Here is a 15,144-nt window from a genome sequence, read left to right as displayed (position 1 = left end):
GGCGTGGGTTCAGGAAGGGGCGGGCATGGACAGGGTCTGTGTGATCGGGGCGGGCTCGTCCGGGATCGCCGCCTGCCAGGTGCTGGCGGAGCGCGGGATCGCGTACGACTGCTACGAGACCGGCTCCGAGGTCGGCGGCAACTGGCGTTATCTGAACGACAACGGGATGTCGTCCGCGTACCGCTCGCTGCACATCAACACCTCGCGCCAGATCATGGAGTACGCGAGCTTCCCCATGCCGGAGGACTGTCCGGTCTATCCCAGCCACTTCCACATCGCCCGGTACTTCGACAGCTTCGTGGACCACTTCGGGCTGCGGACGTCGATCGCGTTCCGCACCGAGGTGGTGCGCGCCGAACCCCTGCCCGGCGGAAAGTGGGGCGTCACGACCCGCCAACTGGACTCGGGTGAGACCGCCGAACGGGTCTACGATGCCGTCCTCGTCGCCAACGGGCATCACTGGAAGGCCCGTTGGCCCCGGCCGTCCCTTCCGGGAGCCGAGGAGTTCACCGGCTCGCAGACGCACTCGCACGACTACCGGACACCGGAGCCCTTCGCCGACAAACGCGTCCTCGTCCTCGGCATCGGCAACTCGGCCTGCGACATCGCGGTGGAGACCTCACGGGTGTCCCGGCGCACGGTCCTCGCCATGCGCCGCGGTGCGCACATCCTGCCCAAGTACCTCTTCGGCGTGCCCACCGACCATCTCACCGGCTCCTGGCTGTCACGGGCCCCGCTGTCCGTTCAGGAACAAGGCCTGCGGCTTCTGCTGCGGCTCAGCCGGGGCCGGCTGAAGGACTACGGGCTGCCGACGCCCCGGCACCGCGTGCTGGGCGCCCATCCGACCATCTCCGACGACCTGCTCTCGCGCCTCGGCCACGGCGACCTCACCGTGAGACCCGCTCCCGTGCGGCTGGAGGGCGACCGGGTGACGTTCGAGGACGGAAGCGAGGAGGTGATCGACGCGATCGTCTACTGCACGGGCTACGACATCGCGTTCCCGTTCCTCGAGGACGAGGTGATCGATCCGTCCGACAACGACATCGAGCTCTACCACCGGGTGGTCGCGCCGGACCGTCCCGGCCTCTACTTCATCGGACTGGTCCAGCCCCTCGGCGCGATCATGCCGCTCGCGGAGGCGCAGGCGCACTGGGTGGCCGATCTCCTCCAGGGCCGCTGCGCGCTGCCCGGACCCGAGCGGATGCGCCAGGAGACCGGCGCGTACCGCGCGAGGCTGGCACACCGCTACGTCACCTCGACCCGGCACACCATCCAGGTGGACGCGCAGGCCTATCTCCGGGAACTGCGGACGGAACGGCGCAGGGGCACGGCCCGGGTTCGGCGGGGTACCACCGGCCGCTGAGAAGGCCACGCGCCAAGCAGCCCACAGCCCCGCCCACACCCCCCGCCCGACGAGGCATCGTCGACGCACGCCCGCACCTCGGCCTCACCCCGCGTGATCCAGATCACGCGACATCGGTGCATAGCAGGGCACCCCCCAGCGTCTTTCCCCAGGTGTACGAGCCGGCAAGTGCGGGGACGGTGCGGATGGAACAGACAAGAGCCGAAGGGACCGACGGCTTCGACGGCTTCGTCGCGGCCCGTTGGTCGGCGTTGTTCCACCTCGCGCGCCTGCTCTGCGCCGGCGACCGGCACCGCGCCGAGGATCTGCTCCAGGAGGCCCTGGTCAAACTCTGGTTCGCCTGGCCGAAGGTGGCCGACGAGGCACCCGAGGCGTACGTACGGAAAATCCTGGCCCGCGCCGCCGCCCGCTCCGCACGGCGGCGGTGGTGGGGCGAACGCCCCGTGGAGGCACTGCCGGACGTCGCGCACACCGGCGACGAGTCCGCCGCCGTGGTGGAGCGCTCGCGCCTCGAAGCGGCCCTCGCCCAACTGCCGCCCCGGCAACGGGCGGCCGTAGTGCTGCGCTACTACCAGGACCTGCCCGAGAAACAGGTCGCGGAGGTCCTGGGCTGCCCGCTGGGCACCGCCCGTTCCCACGCGTCACGCGGTGTGGCGCGACTGCGCCAGATCCTGGCGGATGTCATCGAGCCGGTGGGGTGAAGAGAAGAATGGACCAATTCGAGCGGGAGTTGGCGCGGATGATGCGCGACGCCCAGGAACAGACCCCCTTCGAGCCCGCACAGCAGAACAGCCTCCGGGAGGGCGTCCGCGTCCGCCGCCGGATCCGCGCGGCACAGAAGGCGGCGAGCTGCGTCCTGGCCGCCGCCGGGATCTGCGTCGGCGTGTTCCTGCTGCCGCACGCCCCGGACCGCGACCGCCCCCTGGGCCCCGTGCCGCGGCCCACGACCACCCCCGCCTCCCCGTACGTCACCCCCTCACCGACCCCGTCGTCCAGCGGGACACCCAGCGAGTCGGCCACCGGCACGGCCGAGAACACCGCCGGAACCTCGGGTCCCCCCGAGACGCCCACCACGACGGAGAGTTCGACCTCGGCCGCCTCCGACCCCGGCGACGGGGCCACCTCCACGACCCGTGCACCGGCCACCGAACCGGCGACGCCGAGCGAGACCCCGACGTCCTCGCCGCCTCCGTCGCACCTCGAACCCTCGTCGTCGGCCGAGACGAACACCGGTTAGGCCCGGCACCAGCTCCGCCGGCACAGTCCCCGGCCGCACGATTCCCCACCCGCACCCCGTCGACGCGGTTCGGCCGCGAACGTCTCCGGCCTGCCCCACGACAGCACACAGAACAGGACACACCATGACGAAGGTAATGCGGTCCGTGCCCACGGGCTTCCAGGGTTTCGCGGATTCCGAAGGCCGCGAGGACGTGGAGAACATCGAGGAACACGACAGCGGGCCACCCCGGGAGCGACGGCCGGGCGAGCGAAGGTCCGCGGAAGGGCTTCCCCTCGACCGCACGCCCGCCGACCGTGTGCTCGTGGACCGCCTGCCCGTCCGGCTTCCCTTGCCGGCGGACCACACCGAACCCGTTCTCGACGTGGTCGTCCCCGTGTTCAACGAGGAGACCGACCTGGAACCGAGCGTGCGTCGCCTGCACGCCCACCTGCGCGAGACGTTCCCGTACCCGTTCCGCATCACCGTCGCCGACAACGCGAGCACCGACGCCACCCCGCGGATAGCCGCCCGGCTGGCCGCCGACCTGCCCGAGGCGACGTGGATACGGCTCGACGAGAAGGGGCGCGGCCGGGCTCTGCGCGCCGCGTGGTCGGGCTCGAACGCGCCGGTGCTCGCCTATCTGGACGTCGACCTGTCCACCGAGCTGAACGCGCTCCTGCCGCTCGTCGCCCCGCTGATATCCGGGCACTCCGACATCGCCATCGGCACCCGGCTGGCCCGCGGCTCCCGGGTGACACGCGGCCCCCGCCGAGAGATCATCTCCCGTTGCTACAACGCCCTGTTGCGCTCCGCCCTCGCCGTCGGCTTCTCCGACGCGCAGTGCGGCTTCAAGGCCGTCCGCCGCGATGTCGCCGAGCGCCTGCTGCCGCTGGTGGAGGACTCGGGCTGGTTCTTCGACACCGAGCTGCTGGTGATCGCCGAGCGCGCCGGGCTGCGGATCCACGAGGTACCCGTCGACTGGGTGGACGACCCCGACAGCCGGGTCGATCTGCTGTCGACCGCCGTCGCCGACCTGCGGGGCATCGCGAGGATCGGCCGTGCGCTGGCCCGTGGCACGCTGCCCATGGCGCGGCTCGGGCGCGCCTCCGAGAGCGCGCCCCGGACCTCCCTGACGGCTCAGCTGCTGCGGTTCGGCGCCGTGGGCGCGGTCAGCACGATCGGGTACGTCCTCCTGTACGCGGCTCTGCGCCCGGTGACGGGCCCTCAGGCCGCCAACGCCTGGGCGCTGCTGGTCTGCGCCGTCGCCAACACGGCCGCCAACCGCAGGCTCACCTTCGGGCTGCACGGCAGGGGCGGAGCACTGCGCCACCAGGCCAAGGGGCTGGCCGTCTTCGGCCTCGGACTCGCGCTCACCAGCGGCTCACTGGCCGCGCTGCACCACTGGACGCACACACCAGGACGCTCCGCCGAGATCGTGGTCCTCGTCACCGCCAACCTGGCGGCGACACTGCTGCGGTTCCTGCTCCTGCGCACCTGGGTGTTCGCCGCCGCCCAGGGCGACGGCACGGGAAACGGTCCACGATGAACGGGACCGGTCTCACGGCCGCCTCGGCACCCCAGGGCAACAGGCCCCGCAACGCGGTCCGTTGGCCCACGATCACACGGCCGGACGGCACGAACCGGGGTGGCACGAACCCGGACGGCGGCCCGGCCTGGCGGCAGCGGCTGTGCCGGGCGGCGAAGCGGCACGGTCCGGTCCTCGCCCTGTACGGCACGATGAAGCTCGTCGGCTTCTGCGTGTTCATGTACCTGCTCGACTCCTCCGGCGACTTCCGCCGGAAGAACCCCCGCTTCGGGGGCGGCGCCCACACCTGGGACGTCCTGGCCACCTGGGACGGCTGGTGGTACCAGCAGATCGCCGCGCACGGCTACCACCCCGCCCTCGTACCGGTGCGCGGCGCCACCGGCCTGATCACCCTCGAAGGCAACTCCGCCGCGTTCTTCCCCCTGTACCCCGCCTTGATGCGCCTGGTCTCCTCCTGCACCGGGCTCGGTCTGCTCGGCGCGGGCCTGGTGGTCTCCGTCGCCGCCTCGTTCGTGGCAGCCCTGGCCATCTACGCCGTGACCGCCCACATCAGCGGGCGGCGCGCCGGGCTGGCCGCCGCCGGGCTGTGGGCCGTGTGGCCCGGATCCGGTGCGGAGTGGTCCGGCTACTCGGAGTCCCTCTACGTCGCCCTCGCCGCCTGGGCCTGCTACGCCGTCATGCGCCGCAACTGGCTCACCGCGGGCCTGCTGACCTGCGCCGCGGGCCTCACCCGGCCGACGGCCACCGCACTGATCGGGGCACTCGCCCTCGTCGCGCTCGTGGACCTGATCCAGCACTGGCGCGCGCTGCGCCGCTGGAGGGACCGCCCCGCCCCGGAATGGGCACGGCCCCGGGACGCGGTCCTGCGCCCGGTGGCGGCCGTCCTGATCTCCCCCATCGGTCTGGCCGGCTACCTCGGCTGGGTGGGACACCGGATGGGCGACTACGGCGGGTACTTCACGCTCCAGGACAAAGCCTGGGCCCACTCGTTCGACTACGGCCGCCACACCGTCAAGGTGCTCTCGTCCCTGATGGTCGGCCACTACGACTACCTCTTCGCCTACCCCCACGAAGACGTCATCGCCGCCGGCACCGTCCTGCTGGCCCTGATCACCCTGCCCCTGCTGTTCCGGCTGCGCCCGCCGCTCGTGCTGACCGTCAGCACCCTGCTGACCATGGCACTCGTCCTGGGCAGCCAGCAGATCTTCGGCAACGTGTCCCGCTACCTGCTCCCGGCCTTCCCGCTCCTCATCCCCTGCGCCACCGCCATGCGCCGGCTCAGCCTTCCGGTCCTGTGCACGATCCTCACGATCGCGGCACTCGCCTCGGGCTCTTACGCCGGGTACGTCCTGTTCGAGGTCGGCATTCCATGACGGAACGTGCCCCGCACCGGTCCCTCGGTGCGGGGCACGTTCCCGCCGTGGCGGGTGTCAGGCGTTCTTGGGCGCCGCCTGCTGCACGACCTCGAACGACCAGACCGAGGACCCGCTCGCGGCGGGCTTCGGACGGTCGCCGCCGCCCTGGTGGGCCGCCTTCATGGGACCCTCCATCCACGCCTGGAACGATGCCTCGTCACGCCAGCGCGTGTACACCAGGTAGTCGTCGGTGCCCTCGACGGGGCGGAGAAGCTCGAACCACTCGAAGCCGTCGGAGCTCTCCACGGCGCCGGCGCGCGAGGCGAAGCGCTTCTCGAGGGTTTCCCGCTGTTCGGCCGGGACGGTCAGCACGTTGATCTTGACTACGCTCATACGTCCATCCTGCCCCACCACGGTCGGCGCACGGATCAGGGGCCGCCCGATGCCCCGATCGGACGGCCCCTGCCCTGACCCCGGCTCAGCCGGCCGTGAGAAGCCCGAGTGTGTCGATGACACGGTTGGAGAAGCCCCACTCGTTGTCGTACCAGGCGACCACCTTGATGTGGCGGCCGTCGACGCGGGTGAGAGCCGAGTCGAAGATCGACGAGGCCGGGTTGCCCGTGATGTCGGACGAGACGAGCGCGTCCTCCGAGTATTCGAGGACGCCGGCGAGCGGGCCCTCGGCCGCGGCACGGTAGGCCGCGAGGACCTCGTCGCGTGTCACGTCGCGGGCCACGGTGGTGTTGAGCTCGACGATCGAGCCCACCGGCACCGGCACCCGGATCGAGTCGCCCGACAGCTTGCCTTCGAGGTTCGGCAGCACCAGGCCGATCGCCTTGGCGGCACCGGTCGTGGTCGGCACGATGTTGACGGCGGCGGCACGGGCCCGCCGGGCGTCGCGGTGCGGACCGTCCTGAAGGTTCTGCTCCTGGGTGTACGCGTGCACCGTCGTCATGAAGCCGTGCTCGATGCCGGCGAGATCGTCGAGCACGGCGGCCAGCGGGGCGAGCGCGTTGGTCGTGCACGACGCGTTCGAGACGATCGTGTGCAGGGCCGGGTCGTAGGCGTCGTTGTTGACACCGAACGCGAGCGTCACATCGGCGCCCTCGGCCGGCGCGCTGACGAGCACCTTCCTCGCACCGGCGTCGAGGTGCGCCCCGGCCGCCTTGGCCGAGGTGAAACGACCGGTGGCCTCCAGGACGACGTCGACGGCGAGCTCGGCCCAGGGCAGCTGCGCCGGATCACGCTCGGCCAGCACCTTGATGCGCTTGCCGTCCACGACAAGGGTGTCCCCGTCGACGGTCACCGGGCGGCCGAGCCGGCCGGACGTCGAGTCGTAGGCGAGCAGCCGCGCGAGGGCGGCGGGTTCCGTCAGATCGTTCACCGCGACGACTTCCAGGTCCGTGTCGCGTTCCAGCAACGCGCGCAGAACGTTGCGTCCGATGCGGCCAAATCCATTGATGGCGATACGAGTCATGAGTGATGTCCCTTCGGCTCCCTTCCAGGTTCGCGCGCCGTGCGGGGCGGTGACAGCGGCGAGATCGCCATGGTCCGCAAGGATCGCGCCAGCCACCGCGGTCGGTCCGCGGCGGGCTGTTCGCCCCGGGTGAAGACGGGCTATTCGCCCTGGGTGAAGGTGCGCCGGTACTCGCTCGGGGAGGTGCCGAGGATCCGGTGGAAGTGCAGCCGCAGGTTGGCTCCGGTGCCGAGGCCCACGCCCGCGGCGATCTGCTCGACACTCCATTGCGAACGCTCCAGGAGTTCGCGGGCCATGTCGATGCGGGCCCGCATGACCCATTGCATCGGCGTGTACCCGGTGTCCTGCGCGAAGCGCCGCGAGAAGGTGCGCGGCGAGACGGCCGCGTGCTGGGCGAGTGTCTCCAGGGAAAGGGGTTCGCCGAGCCGGTGCAGTGCCCATTCGCGGGTGGCGGCGAACCGTTCCCCCAGCGGTTCGGGGACGCTGCGCGGGACGTACTGTGCCTGGCCGCCGCTGCGGTAGGGGGCCGCGACCAGTCGGCGGGCCGCGTGGTTCGACGCGGCCACTCCGAGGTCGCCGCGCAGGATGTGGAGGCACAGGTCGATCCCGGAGGCGGCGCCGGCCGACGTGAGCACACTCCCCTCGTCGACGAACAGGACGTTCTCGTCGACGTTGATGAGTGGGTGTTTCGCCGCGAGCGCCCGTGTGTAGTGCCAGTGCGTCGTGGCCCGCCTGCCGTCGAGCAGCCCGGTGGCGGCGAGCGCGAACGCGCCCGTCGAGATGGCCGCGAGGCGGGCGCCCCTCTCATGGGCCTCGATCAGCGCGTCGACGACGGCGGGCGGCGGGTCCTCGCGGTCCGGGGACCGGTAGCCGGGGACAAAGACGAGTTCGGCCCACGCGAGTTGTTCGAGCCCGTGGGCGACGTGGTACGACAGTCCGTCGCCGCCGGTCACGAGGCCGGGTTCCGCGCCGCACACCCTCACCTCGTACGGCATGCTCGCCCTGGTTGTGAACACCTGCGCGGCAATACCGACATCGAGTGGTTTGGCACCCTCGAGGACGAGAACGGCGACGCGATGCAAGGGGGATGCCGGCACGGTGAAGAGGGTACGCGAGCGGGCGGATCCTGCCTGTTCGACCTGCTCGCGCGGATCGTTCACGCGGGCCGTTCACGCGGGGCCCTTCACACCGGCCGTTCACGCGGGCCGTTCGCACCAACTCTTCGCGCGGGGCCGTCCGCGCGCACGCTCCTCCAGCAGGCCTTCTCACACCCGTATGTGATGCCCCGGCACCACAACCGGCGTAGGCCCACCGCCACAGTCCCGGAGTCCCTGCGCGGGGCCAACGACCGTCGGCAGCACCGGTGGGCCCGCCGGTATTGCCCTCGCGAGCGCGGAGCTGCGGCTTTCCGTCTCCGTGGCTCGGTACCGCTTCGGCAACCCCCTTCACAGGAGACACACACGCCGTGCGAGGATGCGGCTCCGGTATCGAATACCGGTGTAGAGGGGATCCCCATTGAAATCAAGGAAACTGAGCCGTAAGCGGCAACGCGCAACCATAGTCACCGCGGCGGCCGCCTCGGTCGTCGCCGGCGCGGCCCTGCTGCCCAACTGGTCGGCGGGCGCTGCGAGTGTCAACGCCGACCCCAAGGTGGACGCGGCCACGAAGGCGACCTTCCAGCGCCTGGCGGACGCGGTCTTCACCGACCGCACCGACGCCCTGGTGGGCGACGACGGAACGAAGCAGAAGACGTCCCGGTTCTCCGGCGAGGTCCGTCTGTCCTCGGCCCAGTCGCGTGCCGAGAAGTCCGCGCTGACGAAGCTGGAGAGCCGCAAGGCCCGTCTGGCGGAGCTCGGCGAGAAGTACCGTTCGGCCAACACCACGGTGTCGCTGGACCGTACGCGGGTGAAGGGCAGTCACGCCACGGTCGACGTCACCGAGACGACGACGCTGGCCTACGACAAGGCCACGGGCACCGAGCCGAAGACCACCGGCTTCGAGGCGCACCACACGCTGACGTTCAAGGCCGACCACGACGGCGACTGGCAGCTCACGAGCGTCCGTGACACGGACGACGGGGTCGCGGTCAACCAGGTCGAGGCCACGACGTTCGTCGCCACGCCCATGACCGGTGACAGCACGCCGCCCTCGGCGACCCGTGCAGCCATCACGAAGCCGGCGCCGGCCAAGCCGAAGAACTTCTCGGCCACCGGCTACGACTACAAGGCCATGGCCGCGTACGCCGCGAAGTACTGGAAGACCTACAACCCGGCGTACCCGGACTTCAACGGGGAGGGCGCCGGCGGGGACTGCACGAACTTCGTCAGCCAGTCCCTGAAGGCGGGCGGCTGGAAGCACGTTCCCGGTTACGTGTACGACTTCCACAAGTGGTTCGGCAACGCCGACATCCAGTCGGACTCGTTCGTCGGTGTCAACGAGTTCTCGTGGTTCGCGCTGTCCTCGAAGCGGACCACCAGCCTCGCGAACGTCTATCAGGCCGACATCGGTGACGTCGTCCAGATGGACTTCAACAAGGACGGGTCCAAGGACCACACGATGATCGTCACGTACCGCAGCCCGCAGGGTGTGCCGTACCTGTCGTACCACTCCACCAACACCTACAACCGGTCGTTGGCGAGCATCATCGCGTCGTACCCGAACGCCGCGTACTACGCCTACCGCACCTGAGCGGTCGCGTTCCTGGGGCGGGAGCCGGCACCATGTGCCGGGCTCCCGCCCTTTGCGTTCGGCGGGTGTCGCACAGGGCGGTCCGGTCCGGTCAGAGCCAGGTGGTCCCGAGCCAGACGGCCGCCGCCGCGGCGGCCAGCAGGGCGATGTTGAGTCCGATCAGCCGTGCCTCGCCGCGCGAGAGGTGGAGGGATATCCCGCCCACCTGGATCAGGACGAGACCCGTCGCGGCGGCGACGGCGAGCCAGGGCGCGATCCCGGTGAGCGGCGGCAGGATCAGGCCCGCCGCGCCGAGGACCTCCAACGTCCCGATGAGCCTCACCACCGGCATGGGCACGCGGTCGACCCATCCCATCATCGGCCGCAACTGCTCCTGGCTCTGCAGGACCTTGATGCCTCCGGCATAGAGGTAGAAGGCCGCCAGCAGCGCTGCGACGATCCAGTAGGCGACGTTCATGACGGCTCCTCGCACAATGGTTACCAGGCGTAAGTTGCCCCATGATGAGTCACCGTCGGGGGGTCCGCAAAAGGCACATGGATGTGCGCTACCCACAGGGAGCTGTCGTGTCGCAGTACGAGCACACCTGCATGATCCGCGGAGACGGCGGTCGGACGATCCGCACCGTCCTCGACCGGATCTGCGACAAGTGGACGCTGCTGATCGTGACGACCCTCGAACGGGGCCGGCTCCGCTTCACGGATCTGCAGCGGCAGATTCCCGGCATCTCCCAGCGGATGCTGACGCTGACTCTGCGGAACCTGGAGCGCGACGGCCTGGTGTCGAGGACGGTGCACGCGGAGGTCCCGCCCCGCGTCGAGTACGCGCTGACCCCCACCGGAGAGAGCCTCATTCCGCCGGCCCTCGCGCTGGCCGGCTGGGCGATCGAGCACATCGGCGAGATCGAGGCCAGCAGAGCCGCTTACGGGGACGGGGCGGGGTGATGCCGGTGGGGGCCGGGGACGGCGCGGGCGGAATCAGCGCTGGAAGGCGGCCCCCAGCTGTGCGCCGCTCTCGGGCGCGGCGAGGGTGTGCGGCCCGTAACTCACCGATCCGGTCGCGGTGATGCCCGAGGCCGTACCCGCGAAGACCCAGACGCCCCCGGAACCGGCGTTCTCCTTCGGTGCCGACACGACCACGTGGCCGCCGACGACGGCGGTGCGGCCGCCGAACGCGTCGCCGCTCTCCGCCGTGCCGGGCACCCCGGCCGTGTTCTGGCTGAAGACCTGGACCGCGCTGCCCGAAAGGCCTGTCCGGCTCCCGCGCAGGACGGCGAAGGTGCCGGCGTCGGTCCGTCCGGCGTGGTCCTCGCCGGGCAGCCCGGCGACGACGTCGGCGTATCCGTCACCGGTGACATCGCCGACGGAGACGTCGGTGCCGAAGCGGTCGCCGCTCTCCCCCGTGCCGGGGACTCCTGGAGTGTCCTGACCGATCAGGGTGGCCCGCGCCGCGAATCCGTCCGCCGTGCCCCGCACCACGCCGACGAGCCCGCCGCCGGTGGCGGTACTGCGGCCGAAGACGACGTCCTGGTGTCCGTCGTGGTCGACGTCCCCGAGGGCGATGCTGTCCGCGGACACGGTGTCGGCGGCGGCGATGAGCGGGCCCGCCACGAGGCCGTCCTTGGTACCCCGCAGCAGTTGCAGGCGGGGCGGCGGGACCGTACCTCCGTCGTCGGAGTCCCACGATCCGCTGCTGACGACGAGGTCGGTCCTGCCGTCGCCGTCCACGTCGCCCGCCGCCATCGCGTAGACACGGACGTCCAGGTCCACGAGGGGGCCGGTGCGGGCCGGGACACCGGTACGGCTGATGGGCCCGTACCGCGTCTCGTACGCCGTCGCGAGGTCCAGGTGGCCGTCCCCGTCGAAGTCACCGGCCCGGGTCGCCGCCCGTCCCTCGCCGACGACGGCGGCGGCGACGAGCCCGCCCACGCTGCCCCACAGCACGGTCCGCCGTCCGACGTCACGGGCGCCGCCGACGTCCTCGCCGGGAGATCCGACGACGAGGTCGGTGTAACCGTCACCGTCCAGGTCCGCCGCGGTGAGGTCGCTGCCGAAGCGGTCACCGGCCTCCGCCGTACCGGGGATTCCGTAGCGGTTCTGGCTGATCACCTGGCGCTTGACGCCGTCGGGGCCCTGGCCCATGCCGTAGACGACGGTGAAGTATCCCGCGCCGGCCCGCCCGTTGACGGTGCCGCCGGGGGCGCCGATCGCCACGTCGGGGTATCCGTCACCGTCGAAGTCGGCCCGCGCCGACCCGGGTGCGGCGGCGATGGGGGCACCCGAGGACGCGTTCCCCGGGGAGGCCACGACGGGGGCGGCGCCCGTGGCGGACAGGACGACGGCGGCCGCTGCGGCCACCGGCAGGCGGAGCTTTCGTGAGGACAAGGCAGACCCCTTAAGGACGGTGATCGCGCGACGGGCGTCCCGACGCCCGGTACCCCACAAGACCCGCGCGTGGCGCCCATGGTTGTACGCCGTCCCGTCACCTGGGATTCACCTTGCCGCGAGCCTTCGGCCGGTTCCAGGGGAGGAAGACACGCACGGTACCGGTCCGACGGGCCGGAAGGTTCTCCCACCCGGTCCGACGGGCGGGAGTGTCTTCAGGCCTTGTCGGTGGAAGAGGCGACGGAAGAGAAGAGCCGGCGGAACTGGCGCAGCGTGGCTTCGAGCAGTTCGTCCGCGTCACCGTCGGCGTGGGCCAGCGCGACCGCGCTCTCGCAGGCGGCACCGTGCACCATGGAGGCGACGGCGGTCACTTCGGCGCGGGAACGGTCCCTGCCGAGGAGCTGACCGAGACCGTAGGCGATCATGCGCCGGCAGTCCGAGCGGATCGCCCGCATCTCCGCCCAGCCCAAGGCCCCCGGCGCGTCGATGAGGGTGATGCGCTGCGTGCTCGGCTCCATCGACATGACCAGGAATTCACGCATGCCCTCGTACAGACCGTCCCAGGGGTCCTCGTGGAGGGTGAACGTCTGCGCGATCGCGCTCGACAGCCGGTTCTCCTCCGCCTCGTAGACGGCGCGGAACAGGTCTCGCTTGTTCTTGAAGTGGTGGTAGAGCGCGCCCTTGCTCGCCCCGATCTCCTCGCAGATCGCATCGAGCGAGGTAGCGGTGTACCCGTCCCTGGCGAAGAGCTTACGAGCGGCGGAGAGGAGTTCGTTCGTCGTCGTCCGCGAACGCTCTTCCTGCGATCGGCGCACTCGCTGCTGACTGCCCATGGATCCGACCCGCCCTCCTGCCCCCGCGAAAACATCCACCGTTCGATCTTAGCGTCTCCCCCTCATACCGAGAGTTCACCGAGCCTGGACCCATTAACATACCATCGGTTGGAATGTGACATCGGCCCCAGGGGTGCCAATCCCAAGTTGATGATGAGCGACGAGTTGGCAGCGCTCGGCGACAACCCGATTGACGGTCGAGAACCCACGCAGATACATTCCAACCATCGGTATGTTGGAGGTGTAAGCGATGAGCGCTGGGCCCGCCGAAGCGGCTGCCGGGCGGGGGTACATGCCCCTGTTACTCCTCGCGTCGAGTGCGACCTTCCTGGCCGTCCTCGACGTGACGATCGTCAATCTGGCCATCCCTGATCTGCACAAGGACTTCGAGGGTTCCGCCCTGGCGGACCTGTCGTGGGTGATCACCGCGTACGCCACGGTGTTCGCCGCCCTGCTGGCGCCGGCGGGCCGACTCGCGGACGTGATCGGCCGGCGTTCCCTGTTCACCGCAGGGATCGCCGTCTTCACCGCGATGTCCCTGATGTGCGCGCTGGCTCCGAATCTCCCCGTCCTGCTGACCGCCCGGGCCTTCCAGGGCGCCGGAGCCGCCGCGATGATCCCGGCGTCTCTCGCCATCGTCCTGATGGACACGCCGCCCGAGGATCGCCGGGCCGCGATCGGCAAGTGGAGCGCGGCCTCCGCGTTCGCCGCCGCGGTGGGCCCGTCGATCGGCGGAGTCCTGGTCGACACCCTCGGCTGGCGGTCGCTGTTCCTGATCAACGTGCCGTTCGGCCTGCTGCTCCTGCTCCGCGCGCACATCGTTCCCCGGACTTCCCGCCCGGAGGGCAGCAAGGTTCCGGACCTGATCGGGACCGTCCTGCTCGGGCTCGGCATCGGCCTGCTCGGCCTCGGCATCTCCAAGGGCGAGGACTGGGGCTGGGGCGACGCGGCGACGGTGAGCTGCCTGGCCGGAGGCGTCGTCGCCATGGCGGTCACCCTGCTGCGCTCGCGGACCCACGAGGCCCCCGCCGTGGAGACCGGCCTCTGGCGCAGCCGGACCTTCGCCCTGGCGAACCTGTCCGTCTTCTTCTACGGTGCCTGCCTGTTCGCCTGGCTCCTGGTCGGCGTCCTGTACGTCACCTCGGTCTGGCACTGGTCGGAACTGAAGGCGGGCCTGGCGGTGACCCCGGGCGCCTTCGCGGCGACGCTGGTGGCTCTGTACTCGGGCGGGATCCAGACGAAGTACGGCCCGCGGGCCGTCGTGGTGGCCGGCGCGGCCGTCCTCGCGGGCACCGGTTTCTTCCTCGCCTTCACCCTGCCCGACGAGCCGAACTTCCTCGGCTACTGGCTGCCCACCGGCATCCTGGCGGGCGCGGGCATGGGCGCGATCACCACGGGCACGTCGACCGCCGCCGCGCTCTCGGTCTCCCCGCTGCGCTTCGCGGCGGCGACCGGGCTCAACCAGACGGCCCGTCAGGTCGGCGGCGCCTTCGGTATCGCGACGCTGGCCACGCTTCTCGGCGGGACGAACTCGGATGCCTCCGACTACGGGCACGTCCTGCTCTTCTGCTCCATCGTCACGGTCCTGTCAGGGCTGGCGGGCCTCGGGCTCGTCATCAAGGCTCCGCCCGCCGCGGCCCAGGAGCGGCCCGCCCAGGGCGCTGCGCCCGGTGCCACGCGGCCGGCCGGGACGACCCCGGGAACCGACTGACCTCCGAGGAACGGCGCGCGCCGGATGCCGCCCGCTCGGGCAGCCGTCCATCCGGTCCAGGTACACACGAAACCGACGGAAGGTACGCAAGAGATGCCCATCAAGCCCAGTGATGCTCTCTACACCGCAGTCGCCACCGCCGAGGGCGGCCGAGAGGGCCGCATCTCCACCGAGGACGGCAAGCTCGACATCGTCGTCAGCCAGCCCAAGGAACTGGGCGGCACGGGCGGCGGCACCAATCCCGAGCAGCTCTTCGCCGCCTGTTACAGCGCGTGTTTCCACGCCTCGATCGGGATCGTCGCCCGGATGCAGAAGATCGACATCACCGGTTCCAGCGTGACGGCCCGCGTCGGCATCGGCCGCAACGACGCCGGATTCGGCATCGTCGCCGAGCTCACCGCGCACATCCCCTCGGTCGACAAGGCCACCGCCAGGACCCTGGTGGAGAAGGCGGACGAGATCTGCCCCTACTCCAAGGTGACCCGGGGCGACATCGAGGTCACGATCAGGACGGCCTGACCCGCGCCACGAAGACCCCGTACCGGTACGACTTCCGACGGCGGGGTCTTC

15 protein-coding genes are annotated in these 15,144 nt (G+C 70.9%); 9 read left to right on the top strand and 6 right to left on the bottom strand.

What is annotated here, in order from left to right; translation table 11 throughout:
* The first annotated feature begins 25 nt into the window (after positions 1-25).
* From OG410_RS38355 to OG410_RS38335, 5 genes are all read left to right on the top strand, one after another.
* Positions 26-1,363: an NAD(P)-binding domain-containing protein gene (locus OG410_RS38355; RefSeq protein WP_329303371.1), complete on the top strand. Its 1,338-nt coding sequence runs from the start codon at positions 26-28 to the stop codon at positions 1,361-1,363.
* Positions 1,364-1,548: 185 nt separating this feature from the next.
* On the top strand, positions 1,549-2,064 hold the full coding sequence (locus OG410_RS38350; RefSeq protein ID WP_329303370.1) for a SigE family RNA polymerase sigma factor: 516 nt from the start codon (positions 1,549-1,551) through the stop codon (positions 2,062-2,064).
* Positions 2,065-2,072: 8 nt separating this feature from the next.
* Entirely contained in the window at positions 2,073-2,600 is a 528-nt protein-coding gene (locus tag OG410_RS38345; RefSeq protein WP_329303369.1) for a hypothetical protein, read from the top strand.
* 304 nt (positions 2,601-2,904) lie between these two features.
* Positions 2,905-4,128, top strand: a complete 1,224-nt coding sequence (locus OG410_RS38340) for a bifunctional glycosyltransferase family 2/GtrA family protein (protein WP_329304435.1) — start codon at positions 2,905-2,907, stop codon at positions 4,126-4,128.
* A gap of 191 nt (positions 4,129-4,319) precedes the next feature.
* Positions 4,320-5,501, top strand: a complete 1,182-nt coding sequence (locus OG410_RS38335) for a hypothetical protein (RefSeq protein ID WP_329304434.1) — start codon at positions 4,320-4,322, stop codon at positions 5,499-5,501.
* 57 nt (positions 5,502-5,558) lie between these two features.
* On the opposite strand, the gene OG410_RS38330 is transcribed toward OG410_RS38335, so the two are convergent.
* The 3 genes from OG410_RS38330 to OG410_RS38320 all read right to left on the bottom strand — a co-directional run bounded on the left by OG410_RS38330 (position 5,559) and on the right by OG410_RS38320 (position 8,057).
* Positions 5,559-5,876, bottom strand: coding sequence for an antibiotic biosynthesis monooxygenase family protein (locus OG410_RS38330; RefSeq protein WP_326783741.1), 318 nt, complete (start codon positions 5,874-5,876; stop codon positions 5,559-5,561).
* Positions 5,877-5,961: 85 nt separating this feature from the next.
* A complete protein-coding gene (gene gap / locus OG410_RS38325; RefSeq protein ID WP_329303368.1) occupies positions 5,962-6,960 on the bottom strand; it encodes a type I glyceraldehyde-3-phosphate dehydrogenase in 999 nt (332 codons plus the stop codon).
* Between the two features lie 140 nt (positions 6,961-7,100).
* Entirely contained in the window at positions 7,101-8,057 is a 957-nt protein-coding gene (locus OG410_RS38320) for a GlxA family transcriptional regulator (protein ID WP_326783743.1), read from the bottom strand.
* Between the two features lie 418 nt (positions 8,058-8,475).
* On the opposite strand from OG410_RS38320, the gene OG410_RS38315 reads away from it, so the two are divergent.
* Entirely contained in the window at positions 8,476-9,648 is a 1,173-nt protein-coding gene (locus tag OG410_RS38315; protein ID WP_329303367.1) for an amidase domain-containing protein, read from the top strand.
* Between the two features lie 91 nt (positions 9,649-9,739).
* Here OG410_RS38315 and OG410_RS38310 read toward each other — a convergent pair whose 3' ends face one another.
* A complete protein-coding gene (locus OG410_RS38310; protein ID WP_329303366.1) occupies positions 9,740-10,105 on the bottom strand; it encodes a DoxX family protein in 366 nt (121 codons plus the stop codon).
* A gap of 107 nt (positions 10,106-10,212) precedes the next feature.
* On the opposite strand from OG410_RS38310, the gene OG410_RS38305 reads away from it, so the two are divergent.
* Positions 10,213-10,590 carry a winged helix-turn-helix transcriptional regulator gene (locus tag OG410_RS38305; RefSeq protein ID WP_329303365.1) on the top strand — a complete coding sequence of 126 codons (378 nt, stop codon included), beginning with the start codon at positions 10,213-10,215 and terminating at the stop codon, positions 10,588-10,590.
* A 33-nt stretch (positions 10,591-10,623) separates the two neighbouring features.
* Here the strand turns inward: OG410_RS38305 and OG410_RS38300 are convergent, their stop codons facing one another.
* Both OG410_RS38300 and OG410_RS38295 read right to left on the bottom strand, forming a co-directional pair.
* Entirely contained in the window at positions 10,624-12,030 is a 1,407-nt protein-coding gene (locus OG410_RS38300) for an FG-GAP-like repeat-containing protein (protein WP_329303364.1), read from the bottom strand.
* Positions 12,031-12,245: 215 nt separating this feature from the next.
* Positions 12,246-12,863 (bottom strand): TetR/AcrR family transcriptional regulator, encoded by a 618-nt coding sequence (locus OG410_RS38295; protein WP_329303363.1) that lies wholly within the window; start codon positions 12,861-12,863, stop codon positions 12,246-12,248.
* A gap of 250 nt (positions 12,864-13,113) precedes the next feature.
* Between OG410_RS38295 and OG410_RS38290 the strand changes: the two genes are divergently transcribed.
* Together OG410_RS38290 and OG410_RS38285 are read left to right on the top strand one after the other, a co-directional pair.
* On the top strand, positions 13,114-14,574 hold the full coding sequence (locus OG410_RS38290) for a DHA2 family efflux MFS transporter permease subunit (protein ID WP_329303362.1): 1,461 nt from the start codon (positions 13,114-13,116) through the stop codon (positions 14,572-14,574).
* 93 nt (positions 14,575-14,667) lie between these two features.
* Positions 14,668-15,093: an organic hydroperoxide resistance protein gene (locus OG410_RS38285; protein ID WP_329303361.1), complete on the top strand. Its 426-nt coding sequence runs from the start codon at positions 14,668-14,670 to the stop codon at positions 15,091-15,093.
* Positions 15,094-15,144: the final 51 nt, after the last annotated feature.

The sequence above is a fragment of the Streptomyces sp. NBC_00659 genome (assembly GCF_036226925.1).
GTDB lineage: Bacteria > Actinomycetota > Actinomycetes > Streptomycetales > Streptomycetaceae > Streptomyces.
This window is presented reverse-complemented; position numbering and strand designations above follow the sequence as displayed.